The sequence below is a fragment of the Achromobacter sp. JD-1 genome, from assembly GCF_038594925.1.
Lineage (GTDB): Bacteria > Pseudomonadota > Gammaproteobacteria > Burkholderiales > Burkholderiaceae_B > Achromobacter > Achromobacter spanius_C.
The window spans coordinates 26,531-47,119 of the sequence record NZ_JBCGCS010000027.1 but is presented as its reverse complement, the minus strand read 5'-3'; the positions used below and the strand labels follow the sequence as shown (position 1 = coordinate 47,119).

Below are 20,589 nucleotides of genomic sequence, written 5' to 3'. Positions count from 1 at the left end.
GGCGGGCTGCAATGGCGGGGTTTGGTTACTGAGGAAAGTACTAGCTTCCGCCAGTTGGCGCCTCAATGAAAATTCCGGCTATGCGTCGCCAGCCCGCCCAGCAGGTCGGACAGGTCCACCAGGCGTTGCGCGATCAGGTGGCGTACGCCGTCCACGTTTTGCCAGGCGCCGTAGACGCCCAGCAGCTTGGCGCCCAGCAGTTCGCGGCGTTGGCGTTCGATGAGTTCCGGGCGCACGACCACGTTGACGGGGCCGGTTTCGTCTTCCAGCGTGACGAAGATCACGCCCTTGGAGGTTTGGGGCCGTTGGCGCACGGTGACGATGCCGCAGGCGCGGGCCACGCGCTTGTCGGGGTAGCTGTTCAGGACCTCGGCCGGCTGGAAATTGCGGGCGGCAAGTTGCGCGCGCAACAGGGCGACCGGGTGGCTGTGCAGCGTCAGCCCCAGGCTGCGGTAGTCGGCGGCCACGGTCTGGTTTTCCGAAGGGGCCGACAGCTGGGGGGCCTGGGTTTCCACGATGGCGGCGTCGCGCAGCAGGTCGCGGCTTTGGACGCTGGCGGCGGCTTGCCAACTGGCCTGGCGGCGGTGGCCGGCAAGGGTGCGCAGCGCGTCGCCGGCGGCCAGGGCGTTCAGGTCGTGGCGGTTCAGCGTGGCGCGGCGGGCCAGGTCGCCGGTGTCGGTGAAAGGCGCCTTTGCGCGAGCCTCTTCGATGCGGCGCGCGGCGTCTTCCCGCATGCCCTGGATCAAGCCCAGGCCCAGCCGGACGGCGGGGCGGGTGTCTTCGGCGGGTGGTGAGTGCGGGCGCGGGCGTCGCTGGGCGCCGGGGTGATCGTCGGGCAAGGTTTCCAGCGCCGAATCCCAGCCGCTGACGGTAACGTCGGCGGGCAGCACGCAGACGCCGTGGCGGCGGGCGTCCTGCACCAGTTGCGCGGGCGCGTAGAAGCCCATGGGCTGGGAATTGAGCAGGGCGGCCAGAAAGGCCTCGGGTTCGTGGCGCTTGAGCCAGGAACTGAAGTACGCCAGCAGGGCGAAGCTGGCGGCATGGCTTTCCGGAAAACCGTATTCGCCAAACCCCTCTACCTGCCGGAACAGGGCTTCGGCGAATTCCAGCGTGTAGCCGTGCGCCAGCAGGCCGCCCACCAGCTTGACGCGGAATTTGTCCACGCCGCCCTTGCGTTTCCAGGCAGCCATGGACCGGCGCAACTGGTCGGCCTCGCCCGGCGTAAACCCCGCGGCCACCACCGCGATCTGCATCACCTGTTCCTGGAAGATGGGGACGCCCATGGTGCGGCTGAGCACGCCACGCACTTTTTCGCTGGGATAGGTTTCGTCTTCCTTGCCCTGGCGCCGGCGCAGGTAGGGGTGGACCATGCCGCCCTGGATCGGGCCGGGGCGCACGATGGCCACCTGCACGACCAGGTCGTAATATTTGCGCGGCCGCAGGCGGGGCAGCATGGTCATCTGCGCGCGCGATTCGATCTGGAACACACCCACTGTGTCGGCGTCGCAGATCATGTCGTAGGTGGCTTCGTCGCCTTCGGGTATGTCTTGCAAGGCCAGCGGTTTGCCACGACGCAGGCCGGCCAGCTCCAGCGTGCGGCGCAGGGCTGACAGCATGCCCAGCGCCAGCACGTCCACTTTCAGTAGTTTCAGCGCGTCCAGATCGTCTTTGTCCCATTGCACGACGCTGCGGTCCTGCATGGCGGCGTTTTCAATGGGCACCAGGCGCGACAGCTTGCCGCGTGAAATCACGAAGCCGCCCGGGTGCTGCGACAGGTGGCGCGGAAAGCCCATCATGGTTTGCGCCAGCGACGCCCATTGCCGCGCCACGCGGGATTCCGGGTCCAGCCCGCAGGCGCCCAGCGTGCGCAACATTTCCTTTTTGCCGTCCCACCACTGGTGCGCGCGCGCCACGGCGTCGATCACGCCCAGGTCCACGCCCAGCGCGCTGCCGGTGTCGCGCAGCACGCTGCGTGGCCGGTACGAAATGACCACGGCGGTCAGGGCGGCGCGGTCGCGTCCGTATTTGTCATAGATGTACTGGATGACTTCTTCGCGGCGCTGGTGCTCAAAATCTACGTCTATGTCGGGTGGTTCGTTGCGCTCTTTGCTGATGAAACGTTCAAACAGGTTGTTGCCTCGGACCGGATCGACGGCAGTGATGCCCAGGCAATAACAGACGGCGGAGTTGGCGGCCGACCCCCGGCCTTGGCACAGGATGCCCTGGCGGCGCGCGTATTGGACGATGTCGTAGACGGTCAGAAAATAGGCTTCGTAGTGCAGTTCGCCGATCAGGTCGAGCTCTCTTTCGATCTGGCCGGCCACGTTTTCCGGGACGCCGGCGGGAAAGCGACGGGCGGCGCCGGCCAGGGTTTCCTGACGCAGATAGGAAGCGGGCGTGTGGCCGGGCGGCACGACCTCGTCGGGATATTCGTAGCGCAGTTCGTCCAGTGAAAACGCGCAGCGGCGGGCCACCACCAGCGTTTGCGCCAGCGCGTCGGGCGGATACAGGTTGGCCAGGCGCATGCGGGTGCGCAGATGCTGTTCGGCGTTTTCAGACAATTCGTAGCCGCATTGGGCCACGGGCTGGCGCGTGCGGATGCCGGCCAGCGTGTCGTGCAGGGGCTTGCGCGATCGCACATGCATCTGCACCTGGCCCACCGCCACGATGGGCAGATCGGCCTGGCGCGCGGCGTGTTCGACGGCGGCGCGGTGCTGGTCGTCGCGTGACCGGTACAGCAGGTTCAGCCCGACCCAGGCGCGGTTGGGAAATACACGCGCCAACCAGCGTGCCTGCTCGGCCAGGCGGTCGGCGTCGGTGCCATAGGCGGGGGTCAGGATGGCCAGGCATTCCGGTACTTGGCGCAGGTGCTCGGAGCCCTGGGGCGGATGGGTCAGGTCGTCGGGGGCCAAGCGGTATTCGCCCTTGGGGGCGCGGGTGCGGGCCAGCGTGATGAGTTCGGACAGGTTGCCGTAGCCTTCGCGGGTTTGCGCCAGCAGGGTCAGGCCCAGCGGGGCGGCGTCGGGCGCGGCGCGCAACTGGAACGTGGCGCCGATGATCAGCGGCAGCTTCTGGGTCTTGGCTTCCATGTGGGCGCGCACTACGCCGGCCAGCGAGCATTCGTCGGTCAGCGCCAGCGCGGCGTAACCCAGTTCGGCGGCGTGCGCGACCAGCTCTTCCGGGTGCGAGGCGCCTTGCAGGAAGGAAAAGTTCGACTGGCATTGCAGCTCGGCGTAGCCGGGTAGCGTTGCCAAGGGGCTGGATGGTTCGGACGGATCGGGGGCGCCGTAGGGATCGTCTTGCATGTGGCCAGCCTCAGGCGTAGAGCCCGTGCAGGAACCAGCGCGCGTGTTCCGCGTCGCGTTCGCGGTAGATCCAGTAGCGCGCGGCCGCCGCGTCTTCGGCAACGAAGTAGTCGCGCACGGTCAGGGCTGGGTCCCACCAACCGCTTTCGATGCGTTCCGGCCCGCGCACCAACCGCAGCGGCTGGCCGCCGTATTGGGGGCGATGGCCCGACAGCTTCAGGGCCAGCGGCGTTTCCAGCAGCCAGAAGGGGCGGTCCAGCAAGGGGGGCAGGGGCTGGGGCGGGCGCGGGGCAGTCAACGCGTCGCCCCAGGAATTCGCGGCTTCGGGGCGGTGGTCGGGCGTGGGATGGGCGTGGCGCACCTGATCGCGGCCCAGCCGGGCCACCAGCAGGTCCAGCAGCCGGGCGTGGTCGGCCGCGGTGCCGCCGGGTTCGGGAAACAGCGTGGTGCTGACGGCGGGTTGCTCAACGGTGTCGGGCGCCAATAGGGAGACGGCGATGACGGGCGCTTCCAGCGTGACGTGGTTCAGTTTTTCGCGCAGCAGGTGCAGGATTTGCGGCGCCTGCCAGACCGGTTGCGCCAGCGCCAGTTCCAGTTCGGTGGGCGGGCGGGCATGGCGGCCGCGTTCGTGTTCCATGCTGAGCACCACGCGCCGCACCGCCAGTTGCCGCGCGGTGAGCCAGCCGCCCAGTTGTTCGGCCAGGCGGCGCGCCACGGCCAGCACGGCGTCGGTGTGCTCGACGTAGTCCATGAGTTCAATGCGCCGGGAGAACTGGTTGGGCGGTTCAATCCAGCGATACAGTTCCGGCGCCTGGCCATAGGCGGCGTCCAGGGCGGGGAGTAGATCCGGCGTGCTGCGGCGTTGCAGGCCGGCGCGCGGCAGGGCGCGCAGGTCGGCCAGCGTGTGGCAGCCGATGTCGCCCAGCCAGTCCAGCCGCGCCTGGGCCTGGGGCAGCAGCGCCAGCGGCAGCGCGTCCAGCCGGCGGGTCAGCGTACGCAGGGTGAGGGTGCGCCGGGGCATGCGCCGGCCCGGGCGGTGCGCCAGCAGCCAGGCGCCCCGGGCGGTGGACGCCATGCCCAGGGACACCCGCACATCCAGCGCGCCCAAGGTGGCGCGTATGCGCCGGGCCAGCGCGCGCGGGCCGCCAAAGAACATCAGGCTGGCGCCCACGTTCAAGAGCACGGTGTCGGCATCGCCCAAGGCAATTTCGGGGGTGTATTGCAGCAGCGCCAGCGCCGCGCCGTGCAGGGTGTCGGCTTCGGCCTGCGGCTGGCGCGGCAAGAGTTCCACCTGCGGGGCGATGGCCGCGGCGCCGGCGCGGCGCATGCCCGGCTTGACGCCGGCCTGGCGGGCGGCGGGGGTGAGGGCGGCAACGCGTTCCTGGTCCAGGACGGCGAAGGCGTGTTCCTCATGCGGCCAGTGCGGGCGTAGTACGTCCAGCGGCAGGCAGCGCAGGAAGGCGGCGATCCAGAGGCGCATGGCGGGGGGAAGACGGTGTCGGCGCGCCGGGCTCCAGGCCCACGTACAGCGGGGTGTCGCAGACAGGCCCCCGGCGCTTCAGAATATGGACGGACAAGCCGCCCGGGGCGGGCGCAAGCGCCAGCCGCAACGGGGCGGCGGTGGCATTCTGCGCGGCCTTGGCCGGGCGGATGGCGATAAAGAGCAGGTCGCTGGCCTGGGCCGCCAGATGCAGGCGGCGCAGGGATTCAGGGCGCACATGCGGTAGCCAGCAGATCAGGGCGCCGCAACTGCCGTTTTTCAGGATTTGTTCCGTGGCCCAGAGGGTATCGACGGGTTTTTGCGGGGCTACCCACAGCAATTGCCGGGGATCCAGCCGCCAGCTCATCCAACTGGCGATGTGGGGCACGTGCGGCGGTTGCACCAGCGCAATGGGGCGGCGCGTTTCCAATTGGGCCAACGCTGGGCGCAACAGGCGGATTTCGCCCACGCCGGGGTGCGGGGTCAGCAGTTCGATCAGGGATCCCAGCGGCCAGCCGCCGTCCGGCAGCTCGGCGGAAAGCGAAGCGTGCCCGGTGGGCAGGGTGCGCGCGGCGCCTTTGGCCAACTGGGTGGCGCGCCACAACGCGGGATGAATGCGTTCAGGGGTCATCATTACTGTATGAATATACAGTATTGTAGCCCCGTTTTGTGGGCGGCTTTTGTAGCGACTTTGTGACCAGAAAGGGCGGAGCAGCGCCTAGCCGTGGCCCCGATCCAGCCCATAAAAGCGCATGTCCTCGTAGCGCACCCAGCGCGACTTCTTCACCACGCGGTGCCCGATCCACAGCGCCAGGAACAGCGGAATGGCCAGATACGTGGACACCACCCCGATCCAGTCGATGCGATCTTGCAGGAACGCCTGGTAGTTCTGCCCCAGCGTCACCACCAGGCACAGCACAAAGGCCAGCACCGGGCCGAAGGGAAACAGGCCGGCCTTGTAGGGCAGGTCGGCCGTGTCGTAGCCGTGCCTGACATAGCCCTGGCGAAACCGGTAATGGCTCATCGCGATGCTCAGCCACACGATGAATTCCGTCATGCCCGCAAAATTCAGCAGCCAGATATAGACGGCCTTCGGGCTGTACACCACGCTGAACAGGCACAGGCAGGCCAGCGCCGTGGTGGCCAGCAGCGCGTACAGCGGCACGCCCCTGGACGTCAGCCGCTTGAACACTGCCGGGGCCTGGCCTTCGGCCGCCATGTTGAACAGCATGCGGGTGGCGGCGTACATGCCCGAATTGCCGGCCGACAGCACCGACGTCAGGATCACCGCGTTCATCACGGTGGCGGCCGACAGCAGCCCCGCATGCTGGAACACCAGCGTGAACGGGCTGACAGCGATGTCTTCGACGTCGTTGCGCAGCAATTGCGGGTCGGTATAGGGCAGCAGCAGGCCGATGATCAGAATGGCCAGCACGTAGAACAGCAGGATGCGCCAGAACACGCTATTGATGGCGCGTGGCACGTTGCGGCGCGGGTTTTCGGATTCGCCTGCTGCCACGCCCACCAATTCGGTGCCCTGGAAGGAATAGGCCACCACCATCGCCACGCCCACCCAGGTGGCCGCGTTGCCCACGAAAGGCGCGTCGCCGATGGTCCAGTTCGCCAGCCCGACCTGGTCGCCGCCGTGGATGATGCCCACCAGCATGCCCAGGCCAACGGCAATGAAGCACAGCACGGCCACCACTTTGATCAGGGCGAACCAGTATTCGGCTTCGCCGAAGCTGCGCGCCGAAAAGGCGTTCAACCCGAAGGTCAGCGCTAAAAACGCCACGCTCCAGATCCAGCCCGGCGTGTCCGGCAACCAGTAGGCCATGACCAATTGGGCGGCCACCACGTCCACGGCAACGACCGTGGCCCAACTGACCCAGAAATTCCACCCCAGCGCGAAGCCGAAGCCGGGGTCCACGTAGCGTGATGCATAGGTGCAGAACGAGCCCGACACCGGCATGAAGGTGGCCAGTTCGCCCAGGCTCGTCATGATGAAGTAGACCATCAGGCCAATCACCAGGTAGACGAGCAGGGCGCCGCCCGGACCCGCTTCGGCAATGGCCGCGCCGGAGGCCACGAACAGGCCGGTGCCGATGGCCCCGCCCAGCGCTATCATCGTCAGGTGGCGCGCCTTGAGCACGCGGTGCAGCTGATTCTGGCTGGCGGGGGTGGCGCCAGAATCGGAAATCGGTGTTTGCATTGCAAGGGGGAAAAGTGGCCGCCGCGGCGGCATTCAGGCAGGGTCCGCTATGGGGGCTGCCAAGAGGGGCAAGGGCATCCCCCGGGAACAAAAGGGGGCCAGGGCCAACGCCGCGCATTTTACAATGCTGTGACAGCGGCACAGTCCCGCAGCCCCAGCCAGCACGGAGCAGTTTCATGGCATCTACCGGTTCACTTGAATTCCTACCCGAGGCGGGCGTCGACGTGCGCCAGTTGTTCATCCTGCTGCACGGCGTGGGCGGGTCACCCGATAACCTGCGGCCATTGGCCAACGCCGTGCGCGCGGCCTTCCCGATGGCGGCGGTGCTGGCGCCCGAAGGCTTCGAACCCTTTGATGGCGGCGGCGCGGGGCGCCAGTGGTTTTCGGTACGCGGCATCAGCGAAGACAACCGCGCCGAGCGCGTGGCGGCGGCCATGCCGCCCCTGGAGGCCTATGTGCGCGAGGCGCAAGCGCGCTTCAATCTGCTGCAATCGGACACCGCGGTGGCGGGCTTTTCGCAGGGCGCCATCATGGCGCTGGAACTGGTGCAGGCCCACGACGGCATGGCCGGGCGCGTCATCGCGTTTTCGGGCCGCTACGCGCAATTGCCAAAGGCTGCGCCGCAATTCACCACCTTGCACCTGCTGCACGGCGCCGACGACCCTGTCATGAACGTGTCCCACATCCAGGCCGCGCAAGCCCGGCTGGAAGCGCTGCACGGAGATTCCACCATCGACATCGCCAGCCACGTCGGCCACGAACTGCATCCCGCCCTGATCGAACGCGCCATTGTCCGCTTGCAGACCTGCGTGCCGCTGCGAAGCTGGGAAGCGGCCCTGGGGCTGAACCAGACACCGCCCGATGGCACCACGGTGCATTGATTGCGGGATGAACACAGCCCGTGAATGCAGCCCGATGCCCCGCAGCCCAATGAACACAGCCCGATGATCCGCATCCAATGAGCACCGCCCGTTCTTCCGTGCCGGCTCCGCCGCGCGCCGCCGATGCGGTCGGTGGCGCGCAAAGCATCTTCCGCGTGCTGCGCCTGCTGAAATACGTGGGAGCCGCGCCCGCGCGTGGCGTGGCTTTAAGCGACGTCGTGCGCGACCTGGGCCTGACCGCGCCCACGGCGCATCGCATGTTGGCGGCCTTGCTGCAGGAAGGCTTTCTGTCGCTGAACGCCAAGCTGAAAACGTACAGCCTGGGGCGTGAGTCCTACATCCTGGGCCTGGCCGCCGAAAGCCGCCACGGCATCAAGGCGATTGCCGAATCCGCCGTGCTGCGGCTGGCCCAATCCACCGGCGACACCAGTTTCCTGTCGGTGCGTTCCGGCCACGAAGCCGTGTGCGTGGACCGCAAGACGGGCGACTTTCCCATCAAGATCCTGACCTTGGAAGTGGGGCACAGGCGGCCCTTGGGCGTGGGGGCGGGCAGCCTGGCGCTGCTGGCGTTTCTGCCCAATGACGATATCGAGCGGGTGCTGGCCCGCTATGACGCCACCACCGCGCCCGACCTGCCGTCCACCGACATGCTGCGCGACGACATTGCCGCCGCCCGCAAACAGGGCTATGCGCTGAACCCGGGTCGCATCATTCCCGACATGCTGGGTGTGGGCGTGCCGGTGCTGGACCGCGAGCAGAACGTGGTGGCCGCCTTGAGCGTGGCGGCCATCCGCTCACGCCTGTCCGGCGCGCGCCTGCATGACGTGGTGGCGGCCTTGCAACGCGCGGCGGCCGAGCTGTCGGCGGATTTGCTGCCACGTCCTTGAGTGTGCGCCGGAGGGACTAGCGCCCCGCGCAGGCCTTGCCGCCATCCACCGGCAGGCATACACCGGTGATGTACTTGGCTTCGTCGCTGGCCAGGAACAGCGCGGCGTGCGCCACGTCCCAGGCATCGCCCATGCGGCCCATCGGGCTGGCGGCGTTGCGGCGCTGGCGCATGGCTTCCACGTCCTGGAACTGGCCGGCAATTTGCTGGTAGATCAAGGGCGTATCGATCACGCCGGGCAGCACCGCATTGACCCGGATGTTGTCCGGCGCATAGCGCACGGCCAGAGACCGGGTCAGATGGTTCAACCCCGCCTTGGCCGCGTAATAGGACGTGTACGGGTAGGTGTTGACCTGTATGGACGCCAGCGACGAGATATTGATGATGCTGCCGCCGCCTTGCGCCAGCATGGCCGGCAGCACGTGCTTGCAGGTCAGGAACACGCCGGTCAGGTTGGTGTCCAGCACGCGGTGCCAGCTTTCCTCGCTGGCCTCGATGGGGCCGCCCATTTCGGTGATGCCCACATTGTTGTGCAGGATGTCGATGCGGCCGGCTTCGTCCAGCACGCGCGCCACCACCGCCTGGATCTGCGCGGACTGCGTCACGTCGGCCACCAGCGCGGCGCATTGCCCGCCCTCGGCTTCGATGACGTGCCGGGTTTCCTCGGCCGCTTCCGCGCGCACATCCACGGCGTAGACCCGCGCGCCCTCGCGCGCATACAGCGCGGCGGCCGCCTTGCCGTTGCCCCAGCCCGGCCCCGACGACCCCGCGCCGAACACCAGCGCGACCTTGTCTTTTACGCGCTGGCCCATGCTATTGCACCGAGATGTTGGCGAAGTCGGCCACCTTCTTCCACTTGGCCACGTCGGCTTTGATCATCGCGCCAAACTCCTCGGGCGTGTCGGCCACCACATAGGCGCCCACGCCCGCATACTTGGCCTGCACGTCCGGGTCCGCCAGGGCCTTGCGCGATGCGTCGCTCAGCTTGGCCAGCACGTCCTTGGGCAGGCCGGCTGGGGCCAGCAGGCCGTTCCACATTTCGGCGTCGTAGTCAGGCAGGCCCATTTCCGCGAAGGTGGGCACGTCGGGCAGTTGCGGCAAGCGCGTCTTGGCCGCCACCACGATCGCCCGCAAATTGCCCGACTGGATGTGCGCCATGGACGACGCCGCCGTGTCCCACAAGATGGGCACCTGGCCGGCGATGACGTCGTTCAATGCCGGGCCGGTGCCGCGATACGGCACGTGCATCATGTCCAGCCCCGACAGCGACTTGTAGTACTCCATGGCCATGTGCGTGGCGCCGCCATTGCCCGAGGACGCATACGAATACTTGCCCGGCGCGCCTTTCACCAGCGCGAAGAATTGCGCGTAGTCCTTGGCCGGGAAATCCTTGTTGACCACAATCACGCCCGGCACGCGGATGATCTGCGTGACCGGCGTGAAGTCTTTCACGGCGTCGTAAGACAGGTTCTTGTACACCGCCGAATTGGTGCCGTTGGTGCTGGACGTGCCCAGCAGCAGCGTGTAGCCGTCGGGCGCGGCGGACGCCACCGCGCGCGTGCCGACGGTGCCGCCCGCGCCGCCCCGGTTTTCCACGACCACCGTCTGGCCCAACTGCTTGCCCAGCGCCTCGGCAAAGATGCGGCCCACCACGTCGGACGTGCCGCCCGGCGGAAAGGGCACGATCAGGCGAATGGGGCGGTCGGGGTAGCTGCCTTGCGCCGTGGCGGCGCCCGTCAGCGATAGGGCCAGCGTTGCGGCCGCCAAGTTCATCCAGGTTCTTCTCTTCATGGTGTTGTCTCCTCGCTTTGGTTTGTTGTGCGTGTTGTCGTTGTTGTAGTTGCTGACTGATATCAGGCGATGCGGTCGCCCGGCTTGATCTTGGCGGCGCGGCTGTCCACGCCCGGCAACATGTGCGCCGGGTCGCGCGTGACGACGACGTCCAGGATGGTGGGGCGGTCCTTGCAGGCGTAGGCGCTTGCCAGGGCCGCCTTGATGTCGGCGGGGTCTTCAACGCGGATGCCGTTGCAGCCCAGCGCGCGCGCCACGTTGGCGTAGTTGGTTTCCACCAGATCGGATGATTGATAGTTGCCGCCACCGTACATCAGGTGCTGCAACGCCTTGATATAGCCCGACGCCGCGTTGTTCACCACCACCAGCGTGAAGGCCAGGCCCATGCGCACCGCCGTTTCCAATTCACCCAGCGACATATTGCAGCCACCGTCACCCGTCAGGCTGACGACTTGCCGCCCGGGCGCGGCGGCGGCGGCGCCGATTGCACCCGGAATGCCGTAGCCGATGGAGGCAAAGCCGCGGTCGGGCACAAAGCCCCGGCCCGCGCGCTTGGTGTCGAACAGCAGGCCGCCCCAATGCGCCGCAAAGCCGCCGTCGGCCACCAGGATGCCGTCTTCGGGCAGCGTGGCGTTGATCTCATGCATCAGGCGCGCCATGCCGATGGGGCTGTCGGAAGACGTCAGCTTGCCCTGCACGGATTCGCGCCAGGCGTGCATGGCTTGCCCGACTTCATCCGCGTATGCCTGGCGGTCGGCTTGCGCCGCCTGCGCCGCCATGCGTTCGCCCAATTCTTCAAGCGTGGCGCGCGCGTCGCCCCATAGCCGCAGTGCAGGGGTGGTGGTGCGGTCGAACTCTTCGGCCACGATGTCCAGATGAATGACCGGCACGCCCGCGTTCAGCAGGTCATAGCGCCGGGTGGCCACTTCGCCCAGCTTGCAGCCGACGACGAACAGGCAGTCGGCCTTGGCGATCAGGTCGTTGGCGATGCGGCTATAGCGGCCGAAGAGGCCGGCGTTAAGCGGGTCGCTGCAGGCAATGGCGCCCTTGCCGCTCATGGTGTGCGCCACGGGGATGTTGAAGCGGCGTGCAAAGGCTTCGACGGCCAAGGCGGCCTCGCTGATGTGCACGCCGCCGCCGCACAGCATCAGGGGGCGCGCGGCGCCGGCCAACATACTGGCCGCCTGGGCCAGGTCATCGGCGGCGGGGCGGCAGCGCAACGCGGGGGCGCGGCGGGCGTTGGCGCTGGAATAGAACTCGTCGGCGTCAAAGGCGTGGATGGCGTGCGCGATGTCTTCGGGCACATCCAGCACCACGGGGCCGGGGCGGCCGCTGGTGGCCACCGCGAACGCGCGGCGCACCAGCTCGGGAATGCGCTCGATCATTTCCACGCGCAGCACGTCCTTGACCACGGGGCGCAGCACTTCAAGCTGGCGCGCTTCCTGCGTCATGTTCTTCCACGAATGCAGGCGGTGCGAATCGCCCACCAGCGCCACCAGCGGCGTGCCGGCGTTGAAGGCTTCGGCCAGGCCGGTGACCAGATTGGTGGCGCCCGGCCCCAAGGTGGCGTCGCACACGCCGGGGCGCCCGCTGACTTTGGTGTAGGCGTCGGCGGCGAACACGGCGCAGCGTTCGTCGTTGATCAGGTTGTGATTCAGCTTCAGGCGCCGTACGGCGTCGTAGAAGGGCAGCAGTTGAAAGCCGCCCATGCCGAACATCAGGCCGACGTCATGCGCGGCGAACATGCGGGCGATGGCTTCGCCGCCTGTGATTTCCAGTTTTTCCGACATGCGGATGTGCTCCTCGTTTCTCGTGTTTGTTTTAGTGATCGGTTCTATTGATTGACGCGCCCGTTCAAGAGGGCGTCGATAAAGGTCTTCAATGGCGTGCCGACCCGGCAGCCGAGTTCGCGGGCGCGCGCGTTCGCGCAGGAAATCACGCCCTCGTCGTAGCAGGATCTGGCGTCGCCGATGCAGGCGCTATGGGCCGACACCGTCAATGCCGCAATGCCGCGCTGTTGCAGCAGCGGCAGGCGGCCGACGCCCGCGCCGTCCTGGCCCATGCCGGCGTCGTTGAACGTCACCAGCCGGGGCGTGGCCTTGACGCCATCGGTCGGCAGCCCGGCCAGGCGCTCGCCATGCGATGCCGTGACGGCGATCAGGCCGTTGTCGCGTTCGTCCAGCAGCGACACCGAGTCCACGCCGATGACGCACGGCGTGCCGTCGGCGGCGGTGCGCAGCACCATGCGGGATTCTTCGCGCTCGGCGGGCGGTGCGGGCCGTGCTGGGGAATGCAGTGAAGAGGATCGGTGCAAAGGGTGACCCAAAGACTGACCCAAAGACTGACCCAAAAGCGCGGCGCATTCGGCAACGCGCATGCCGGCCTGGCAACCCAAGGCTTGAGCCAGTGGGTTGGCATGGCTGATGACGCCACGGCGCAGCATGTCGGCGCCGTCGCCGATGCGGCAACTGCGGTAATCCGCCGTGGCGGCGGGCACGCCCCAGAGTTCCAGGTCTTGCAGGCCCGCGATGCCGGCCTCTTGCCAGCCCACGCCCGCATCGTTGAGCACCACGGCGTGAACCCGACCCCGGGCGGCGCAATAAGCCGCATAGCGGCCGCCATGGGATCCCGCGATCACGACCCTGCCGACATCCGCGTCGCCAAGCTTGGTAATGCTGTCGAGCACTCGTGCGTCGAGGCGGTTTGTGTATTCCATATTATGGATTTTTGTTTTATGTGTTTGCCGGCCAAGTGTGCTTGTGGCCAGCATTGAGCATTTGCGCTCAACTAGTTTCAACTGATTTGTCTCGGAATTATTCTAAGGTCCAGAAAACCTGCGCGGCAATGCGCTATCCATATTGTGGAAATAGATTTGACGGCGATGGCGGGACGAAGCCCGCGCGTCAAACGCCAAGCAAAAAAAAAGCGCCCCGCGTAGGGGCGCCGATGCGGGGCATCCGCTGGCTAGTCTTCCCAGCCACCGCCCAGCGCCAGAAACACCGCGATCTGGTCGTTGCTCAGTTCGGCTTGCGAGGCCGCCAGTGCACTCTCATTGCTGGCCAGCGTGCGCTCGGCGTCCAGCACGGTCAGGTAGTCGGTCTTGCCGTACTGGAACAACCGCCGCGCTTGCGAGGCGGCTTCGGCGCTTTGGTCGCGGGCGGCGCGCAAGGCGGTGTCGCGATCCAGTTGCCGCGCGTAGACCACCAGCGCGCTTTCGGTTTCGCGCAGCGCGTTCAAGACGGTGGCATCAAAGCGCGCCACGGCGGCCTTGGTGTTGGCTTCGGCCTGGGCAATGAGGGCCTGCACCGCGCCCGTGTTCGGGATCGTCCACGAGATCAGCGGACCCACGCTCCAACTGAAGGTGCCCCGATCGCCCAACATGGCGGCGGGGCCGCCCGACGCGGCGGACAAACCCAGCGTGACCTTGGGGTACAGGTCGGCGGTGGCCACGCCGATGCGGGCGGTGGACGCGGCCAAGGTGCGCTCGGCCTGGCGGATGTCGGGCCGGCGGCGCAACAGCGCGGCGCCGTCGCCCACGGGAATGGTGCGGGTCAGGCGCGGCGCGGCGGCGCATTGCAGCAGCGACGCGGGTATGTCGTTCGGCGTCTGCCCCGTCAGCGTGGCCAGACGGTACAGCGCCGTGCGCTGCTGCGCCTGGAACGGCGGCAGGTTGGCCTGCAACTGTTCAAGCTGGCTGCGCGCGCGCGTGACGTCCAGCGTGGTGCCACGGCCGGCGCGTTGCAAGCGGCTGACGGCATCCAGCGATTCCTTTTGCACCCGCACCGAATGCTGGGCCGAGGCCAACTGCATGCCCGCCGCGCACATCGTGGCGTAGGCGCGCGCGGTTTCGGCGGCGACGGTCACGCGGGTGGCGTCGTAGGCGGCTTGCGCGGCCTGAGCGTCGCCGCTGGCGGCTTCGATGGCGCGGCGAATCTGGCCGAACAGGTCCAGTTGGTACGACACGCTGGCGCCGGTGGAATACGACCAGCGGCTGGGCGGGTTGACGCCCGGTTGCAGTTCCTGCAAGCCCGATACGTGGCCGAAGGTGGGTGATGCGTTCACGCCGATGCTGGGCTGCTGCTGCGCCTGGGACTCCTGCACGGCGGCCTGCGCGCGTTCCAGGTTGGCGCTGGCCACGCGCAGGTCGGTGTTGGCCGACAGGGCCTTGTCGATCAGGCCGCCCAGCACCGGGTCGTGGTACAGGCGCCACCAGTGCCCGGCTACCGGCTCTTGCTGATACACGCCGGGCTGCGCTTCGATGAAGGCGCCTTGCGCGCTGGGCCGTTGCACGGCGGACCCGGCGGGCGCTTGATAGTCCGGGCCCACGGTGGTGCAGCCGGCCAGCGCTATCGCCACAGCCAACAGCGGGGGTAGAAAGTGCCGGGCGTTCATGCCGGGTCCACCGACACGGTGGCCGTTTGGCCAGCGACCAGGCGCACACCGTCGGGCACGGCGTCGATCTTCACGCGCACCGGAATGCGTTGGGCCAGGCGCACCCAGTTGAAGGTGGGGTTCACGTTGGGCAGCAGATTGGCGCCCGTGCTGCGGTCGCGATCGGCAATGCCCATGGCGATGCTTTCCACATGGCCACGGATGTGGTGCGTATCGCCCATCAGCGTCACCGTGACGGGGGCGCCTTCGTGGATGCCAGGCAGCTTGGTTTCTTCAAAATAGCCTTCCACGTAGAAGCTGCCGGCGTCGACCAAAGCCATTACACCGCGCCCGGCGGTGGCGTAGGAACCCGCGCGCAAGTCCAGGTTGGTAATGCGGCCGTCGCTTACGGCCAGCACGCGGCTGCGTTCCAGGTTCAGGCGCGCCGTGTTCAGTTGCACTTGCGCCTGGGCCAGCGCGGCTTCGGTCTGCTGCACCTTGGTCTGGCTTTGCTCGACCGCTTCGGCAGCCACCAGTTGGCCCAGCGAACGGTTGCGCTTGGCGTCGCGCAGCGCCTGGTCGTGCGCCACTTGCTGCGATCGCACAGCTGCCTGCGCTTGGTCGAACGCTAACTGGAAGCGGGCGCGGTCGATTTCAAACAGCAGGTCGCCGGCCTTCACGTCCTGGTTGTCGTGCACGGGCACGCTCGTCACCAGGCCCGAGACGTCGGGCGCCACCTGCACCACATAGGCCTTGACGCGGCCATCGCGCGTCCAGGGTTCAACTTCATAGTGCACCCAAAGCTGCCAGCCGGCGTAAGCGGCGGCGGCGACGACGATGGCCGTCACCGCGAACTTGCCGATAGCAGCAGGGCGAAGGGCGTTGGGGAGTTTCATACCTATCTCTGTAAAAAATATGGGGAAAGCAGGGACACGCCATACAGCAGCACCACGAACAGCGCCAGGTCAAACAGCGCGGGGTGCCATACCAGGCGGTACAGGCCGGCGCGGGCCAGCACGCGGCGCACCGCCCAGGCCACGCCGAGCGTGACGACGCCCAGCACCAGCAGCCAGGGGAAGTAAATGCCGTAGAAATTGAATTCACCGATCATGATGCTTGGCCCTCCATGGCGGGATGGGCGGGTTGGTAGTCGGGGGCGTCGGGAAAGAAGGCGCGGCGGATGCCTACCAGCGCCACCACCGCGCGGTCGCGGGCGGCCAGGTCTTGCGGCGTGGCGGCCACGCTGCTCAGTGCGCGGTCGATCTGCGCCAGGAACTCGGGCGTCTTTTCGCCGACGCGCCACGCCGAGCGGGCGCGGAAGAACTGCGCCAGGCTGTTCAGCACGGGTTGGATGGTGGCATCGGCCATCGGCAGATGACGGCGGGCGCGCTGCAATTCGGTAATGTCGCGGCCCACGCGCAGGTCTTTCAATGCATCGGCGGCCACCAGGTCATCGGGCCGCTGGGCCAGCGCCAGGCGTGGCTGCAACAGGCCGATGCGGTCCAGCATGCGGGCGGTGTAGGTGTGGCGCGACGGCGCGCGCGGGGAGGCGGCCAGCGTCGCCAGTTCCTTCCAGTTGGCGGCCTGGATGCGGCGCGCGCTCCAGTCCACACTGACGGTGCGGAACACGGCGGCGATGATGGCGGCGGTGGCCACGCCCATGCACTGCGCCACCTGCGTGTCGATGAACGACACCACGTTGGCGGTGTGGGTGTCTTGCAGCGCCATGGTGCCCAGAAAACCGAACAGCATCGCCATGCCCTTGCCGGTGCTCGCGGGCCGCGCAATGAAAATGCCCAGCACGAAGGCGGTGGGCAGCATCGCCAGGGCCAGCATTTCAAAGGAATGGATGGCGGGCATGATGCCCAGCAGATACAGCGCCGACAGCGGAATCGAATACACCGTGTAGGTCAGGAACTGCATGATGCCCGGCACGGGATTGTCTTGCGACGCAAAGAAGCAGCTGAAGATGGCGGCCATCAACGCGGCGGTGGCGCCGTTGCTCCAGGCCGTGCCGATCCAGAACGCGCAGCACACCGAAATGGCCACACCCGCGGCCAGCGCGGACAGCAGCGCCATGCCATGGTCGCGGTGCAACGCGGCGTTGGGGTCGCGGGCAGCGTGGGCTTTATGTGCCGAAGCCCGTTGTGGTGCGCCTGCCAAGCCGGCGTGGATTTCGCGGCGCAGGGCCAGGCATTCGTCATAGGTGTCGATCAGCTCGCGCAGCCGCGTCATCAGGCTGGCCAGCAGCGCGTCGCGCCAGGGGGAATGGCTGTCGATGGCGGGGGTCAGCCGCGATACGGCGGCACGCAATGCTACGGCGGTGTCGTGCGAAGCCTGGGCGCCAGCATTGATCCATTCCGATATATCGTTCAGCAGCGCGGACACGGGTTCGGGCAGTGGCTGGTCATTGGCCTGAAGCGCCCGCAGGCGGTCTTCCACGGCCGACACCGCCGGCGTCAACGCCGATATCTGGTCCTGCATGGCGCGCACGGCGCCGGACGTCCAGCGCAGGTTGCTGGTGTCGAACGGCACATGGGTGGACAAGAGCCGCAATTGGGTGATGTCGTTGGCCAGCACGCGGCGGTCGCGGTCGCGCTGTTCGGCGGTCTTGCCGCTAAGCGTGTCGTGCATCCAGTTGCGGGCGTCGCGCACGGCCTTGTCCAGTTGCAGCGTCAAGGCAGGCGCCAGTCCACGCGGCAGCACAATGCTGTGGACCAGCGTGGCGCAGACGATGCCCAGGGTGATTTCCTCGACGCGGGCAAGCGCGGTGTCGAAGACCAGTGACGGGTCGGTCACGCTGGGAAAGCCGATCATGGCGGCGGTGTAGCCCGCCAGCATGAAGAGGTACGAACGCGGCGTGCGGTCCAGCACCGACATATACAGGCAGACGCCCACCCACAGCACCATGGCAGCGGTCATGATGACGGGTGAATTCGACAGGCGCGGCACCAGGTAGACGGTGGCGGCCGACCCGGCAAAGGTGCCCACCAGCCGGTACAGCGCTTTGGAACGCACGGCGCCAGACCAAGGTTGCGCCACGACGTAGGCGGTGGTCATCGCCCAGAACGGACGCGGCAAACCCATGCTGTAGGCCAGATAAAGCGCCATGATGGCGCTTAGGTAGCTCTTGAGCGAAAAAAGGGTTTCGCGGACGTTGGGCAGCTTCACGATGCGTTGTCCTGTTGCTGCTGTGGCTGCGCGCTGGCCGCGCCGCGTCCCAAGGACACATTCAAGGCGTCGAACACGCGCAGGCAGGCTTGCAGATCGGTTTCGCTGACGCCGTTGAACAAGCGGCGGCGCAGTTCCACCAGCACGTCTTCGACCTGTGCGCGCAAGGCATGGCCGGCGTCGGTCAGGTGCAGGGTCTTGGCGCGGCGGTCATGGGCGTCTTCGCGGCGTTCCATCAGGCCGGCGGCGACGAGTTGATCAAGGACGCGAACCAGGGAGGGGCCTTCGACGCCCAGCGCCTCGGCCAACGCGCCTTGGCGCACGCCGTCGCCCAGGCGTCCGGCCAGGATGACGGGCCAGGCGGTGGCTTGCGATAAACCGTAGTCGGCCAGGGCTTTGTCAGCCGCCCCGCGATAGGCACGCGACAGCACCATCAAGTGAGCGGTGGTGGCCATGAGTTGGGAGTCTGAAGGAGGGTTCATGGAAATCGATTGTATCCTATCTATTAGCTTGCTAATGATTGAATGTGCCGAATGGGTCGATAGGAATTTTTAATCGGTGGGTTCTTGTGTCTTTTCTTGCGCGCGCTGTACTGATCACGCGGCAAGGCACGTAGGATGGGTGCAGCGCGAAATGACCCGTGGCAAGGACGCCTCCGTTGATCGCGCGTAACCCATCGAACCACCGCCAGGATGTGGCCGGATTATTTCGGGTTCCGGGGTTGATTGATGGGTTACGCGCGAACGGCAGTTGGGTTCTTGTGCCTTTTCTTGCGCGCTGCACCCATCCTACGATGGGGGGGATCCATCAGCGATCTATCCGCGACCCATCTCGCCGCCAACCCTCAACCGTTGCAGTCTGCCCAGCAATTCGGGGTTTCGTACAAGCGTACGCGGGACAGGCGCAGGTCGGCGCCGTAGTGGCCGTGGTAGTGCGGCGCCAGCGTGTCGAACACGATCTTGGCCAGGTTTTCCGCCGTGGGAATGCGGTCCAGCACCACGGTCTTGTGGTCGGGCAGGGTGTCCAAAAAGCCGCGCACGGCGGCGTCGCCTTCGTACACCAGGAATGCGTGGTCCCAGACGTCCACGATGTGGGTCTTGGCGATGTGCTTGATCTCGGAAAAATCCATCAACATGCCGTTGTCGGATTCGCCGGGGGCTTGCACCACGTCGCCCGTCAGGGTGATTTCAAGCACATAGCGATGGCCATGCAGGTTGCGGCATTGGCTGCGGTGATCGGGGATACGGTGGCCGGCATCGAATTCCAGCCTGCGGGTAACGGAAATCATCGCGCGATCCGCCGCGCGTGGGGGGTCATCATGGAATGCCTATGTATTTATGGGTCTGCAAACTCAGCCGCCATTGCGGATGCTGCATACAGTACTGAACGGCACGCTCGGTGTTGGCCACGCGCGCGGGGCCGTCCATGGGTTGCAGGAAAAAATGCTCGAAATCCAGGTGGGCGAAGGTCTCGGGCAAGGCGTTCAACTGGGGGTAGACCAGCTTCAACTCGTCGCCGCGTTCGATGACGAGAGGCGCCGTGCCCTTGGGGCTGACGCAGATCCAGTCGATGCCGGCGGGCGGCTTGACGGTGCCATTGGTTTCAATGGCAACGGTGAAGCCGCGCGCATGGATGGCGGTGAGCAGCGCCGCGTCCAGTTGCAGCAGGGGTTCGCCGCCCGTGAAGACCACGTAGCGGTCTTGCGTGCCCGGGCCCCAGGTGGTGGCGATGGTGTCGGCCAAGAGGTCCGCCGTGGCGAATTTGCCGCCGCCTTCGCCATCGGTGCCGATGAAGTCGGTGTCGCAGAAGGTGCAGGCGGCGCTGGCGCGGTCGCTTTCGCGGCCGGTCCAGAGGTTACAGCCCGCAAACCGGCAAAATACCGCCGCGCGGCCTGCGTGGGCGCCTTCGCCTTGCAGGGTCTTGAAAATTTCTTTGGCGGAGTAGGTCATAAGGTTGCTGGCGGCCGGAGGCGCCGCGAAAATCGGGCAAAAGCGGATTATTTTACTTGGTATAGACTCCCGCCCTATGTTTCATGTCCAAGATTCCCTGTATATCGACGAACGCGACCTGACGTTCAGCATGATCCGCGCCCAGGGAGCGGGCGGCCAGAACGTCAACAAGGTGTCCAGCGCCGTCCACCTGCGCTTTGACGTGCGGGCTTCACGCCTGCCGCCCGAGGTGCAGGACGCCGTGTGCGCGCTGAGCGATCACCGCATCTCGAAAGAGGGCGTTATCGTCATCAAGTCGCAGTCGTTTCGCAGCCAGGAGAAAAACCGGGCCGAAGCCATCGAACGGCTGGTGACCATGGTTCGCAACGCCATCCAGGTCGACAAGCCGCGCCGCGCCACCAAGCCCACGCGATCTTCCCAACGCCGCCGCGTGCAACGCAAAGTCCTGCACGGCGAGGTCAAGCGTCTGCGTGGCAAGGTGCAAGGCGACTAGGCAAAACCGCGTTGCCCGCAGGGGCATGACTATATATCGAATACTTTCGATTT

18 protein-coding genes are annotated in these 20,589 nt (G+C 66.8%); 3 read left to right on the top strand and 15 right to left on the bottom strand.

The genetic code is table 11. The features are described 5' to 3' along the window. Window positions 1–62 precede the first annotated feature (62 nt). The 4 genes from WBR68_RS27805 to WBR68_RS27790 all read right to left on the bottom strand — a co-directional run bounded on the left by WBR68_RS27805 (window position 63) and on the right by WBR68_RS27790 (window position 6,994). On the bottom strand, window positions 63–3,305 hold the full coding sequence (locus WBR68_RS27805; protein WP_230695841.1) for an error-prone DNA polymerase: 3,243 nt from the start codon (window positions 3,303–3,305) through the stop codon (window positions 63–65). Window positions 3,306–3,315: 10 nt separating this feature from the next. Then, window positions 3,316–4,785, bottom strand: a complete 1,470-nt coding sequence (locus tag WBR68_RS27800; protein WP_230695840.1) for a Y-family DNA polymerase — start codon at window positions 4,783–4,785, stop codon at window positions 3,316–3,318. Then, window positions 4,715–5,419: a translesion DNA synthesis-associated protein ImuA gene (gene imuA / locus WBR68_RS27795; RefSeq protein ID WP_230695839.1), complete on the bottom strand. Its 705-nt coding sequence runs from the start codon at window positions 5,417–5,419 to the stop codon at window positions 4,715–4,717. The genes WBR68_RS27800 and imuA overlap by 71 nt, the downstream gene beginning before the upstream one ends. Before the next feature lie 84 nt (window positions 5,420–5,503). Further along, entirely contained in the window at window positions 5,504–6,994 is a 1,491-nt protein-coding gene (locus WBR68_RS27790) for an amino acid permease (protein WP_230695838.1), read from the bottom strand. Window positions 6,995–7,170: 176 nt separating this feature from the next. Here WBR68_RS27790 and ypfH point away from each other — a divergent pair, with 176 nt between their 5' ends. Both ypfH and WBR68_RS27780 read left to right on the top strand, forming a co-directional pair. After that, on the top strand, window positions 7,171–7,875 hold the full coding sequence (ypfH, locus tag WBR68_RS27785; RefSeq protein WP_127184727.1) for an esterase: 705 nt from the start codon (window positions 7,171–7,173) through the stop codon (window positions 7,873–7,875). A 77-nt stretch (window positions 7,876–7,952) separates the two neighbouring features. After that, a complete protein-coding gene (locus WBR68_RS27780) occupies window positions 7,953–8,762 on the top strand; it encodes an IclR family transcriptional regulator (protein ID WP_230695837.1) in 810 nt (269 codons plus the stop codon). A 16-nt stretch (window positions 8,763–8,778) separates the two neighbouring features. Here the strand turns inward: WBR68_RS27780 and WBR68_RS27775 are convergent, their stop codons facing one another. The 11 genes from WBR68_RS27775 to queE all read right to left on the bottom strand — a co-directional run bounded on the left by WBR68_RS27775 (window position 8,779) and on the right by queE (window position 20,043). Further along, on the bottom strand, window positions 8,779–9,573 hold the full coding sequence (locus WBR68_RS27775) for an SDR family NAD(P)-dependent oxidoreductase (protein WP_230695836.1): 795 nt from the start codon (window positions 9,571–9,573) through the stop codon (window positions 8,779–8,781). Window position 9,574: 1 nt separating this feature from the next. Continuing rightward, entirely contained in the window at window positions 9,575–10,552 is a 978-nt protein-coding gene (locus WBR68_RS27770) for a Bug family tripartite tricarboxylate transporter substrate binding protein (protein ID WP_127184725.1), read from the bottom strand. Between the two features lie 62 nt (window positions 10,553–10,614). Continuing rightward, window positions 10,615–12,342: a thiamine pyrophosphate-binding protein gene (locus WBR68_RS27765; RefSeq protein ID WP_230695835.1), complete on the bottom strand. Its 1,728-nt coding sequence runs from the start codon at window positions 12,340–12,342 to the stop codon at window positions 10,615–10,617. A gap of 44 nt (window positions 12,343–12,386) precedes the next feature. After that, the gene (locus WBR68_RS27760) at window positions 12,387–13,268 is read right to left on the bottom strand and encodes a hypothetical protein (RefSeq protein WP_230695834.1); all 882 of its coding nucleotides are present in this window, start codon (window positions 13,266–13,268) and stop codon (window positions 12,387–12,389) included. A gap of 248 nt (window positions 13,269–13,516) precedes the next feature. Continuing rightward, window positions 13,517–14,944, bottom strand: coding sequence for an efflux transporter outer membrane subunit (locus WBR68_RS27755; RefSeq protein ID WP_230695833.1), 1,428 nt, complete (start codon window positions 14,942–14,944; stop codon window positions 13,517–13,519). Next, a complete protein-coding gene (locus WBR68_RS27750) occupies window positions 14,941–15,819 on the bottom strand; it encodes an efflux RND transporter periplasmic adaptor subunit (RefSeq protein ID WP_127184721.1) in 879 nt (292 codons plus the stop codon). The genes WBR68_RS27755 and WBR68_RS27750 overlap by 4 nt, the downstream gene beginning before the upstream one ends. A 2-nt stretch (window positions 15,820–15,821) precedes the next feature. Next, window positions 15,822–16,034 carry a DUF1656 domain-containing protein gene (locus tag WBR68_RS27745; protein ID WP_050446998.1) on the bottom strand — a complete coding sequence of 71 codons (213 nt, stop codon included), beginning with the start codon at window positions 16,032–16,034 and terminating at the stop codon, window positions 15,822–15,824. After that, window positions 16,031–18,094, bottom strand: a complete 2,064-nt coding sequence (locus WBR68_RS27740) for an FUSC family protein (RefSeq protein ID WP_230695832.1) — start codon at window positions 18,092–18,094, stop codon at window positions 16,031–16,033. The genes WBR68_RS27745 and WBR68_RS27740 overlap by 4 nt, the downstream gene beginning before the upstream one ends. Further along, complete coding sequence (locus tag WBR68_RS27735) at window positions 18,091–18,576, bottom strand: MarR family winged helix-turn-helix transcriptional regulator (RefSeq protein ID WP_050446996.1); 486 nt, start codon at window positions 18,574–18,576, stop codon at window positions 18,091–18,093. Before WBR68_RS27735 ends, WBR68_RS27740 begins: the two co-directional genes overlap by 4 nt. 362 nt (window positions 18,577–18,938) lie before the next feature. Beyond that, window positions 18,939–19,382 carry a 6-carboxytetrahydropterin synthase QueD gene (queD, locus tag WBR68_RS27730; protein ID WP_050446995.1) on the bottom strand — a complete coding sequence of 148 codons (444 nt, stop codon included), beginning with the start codon at window positions 19,380–19,382 and terminating at the stop codon, window positions 18,939–18,941. Window positions 19,383–19,410: 28 nt separating this feature from the next. Continuing rightward, entirely contained in the window at window positions 19,411–20,043 is a 633-nt protein-coding gene (gene queE, locus WBR68_RS27725; RefSeq protein ID WP_050446994.1) for a 7-carboxy-7-deazaguanine synthase, read from the bottom strand. A 76-nt stretch (window positions 20,044–20,119) separates the two neighbouring features. Between queE and arfB the strand changes: the two genes are divergently transcribed. Next, window positions 20,120–20,536: an alternative ribosome rescue aminoacyl-tRNA hydrolase ArfB gene (gene arfB / locus WBR68_RS27720; RefSeq protein WP_050446993.1), complete on the top strand. Its 417-nt coding sequence runs from the start codon at window positions 20,120–20,122 to the stop codon at window positions 20,534–20,536. Window positions 20,537–20,589: the final 53 nt, after the last annotated feature.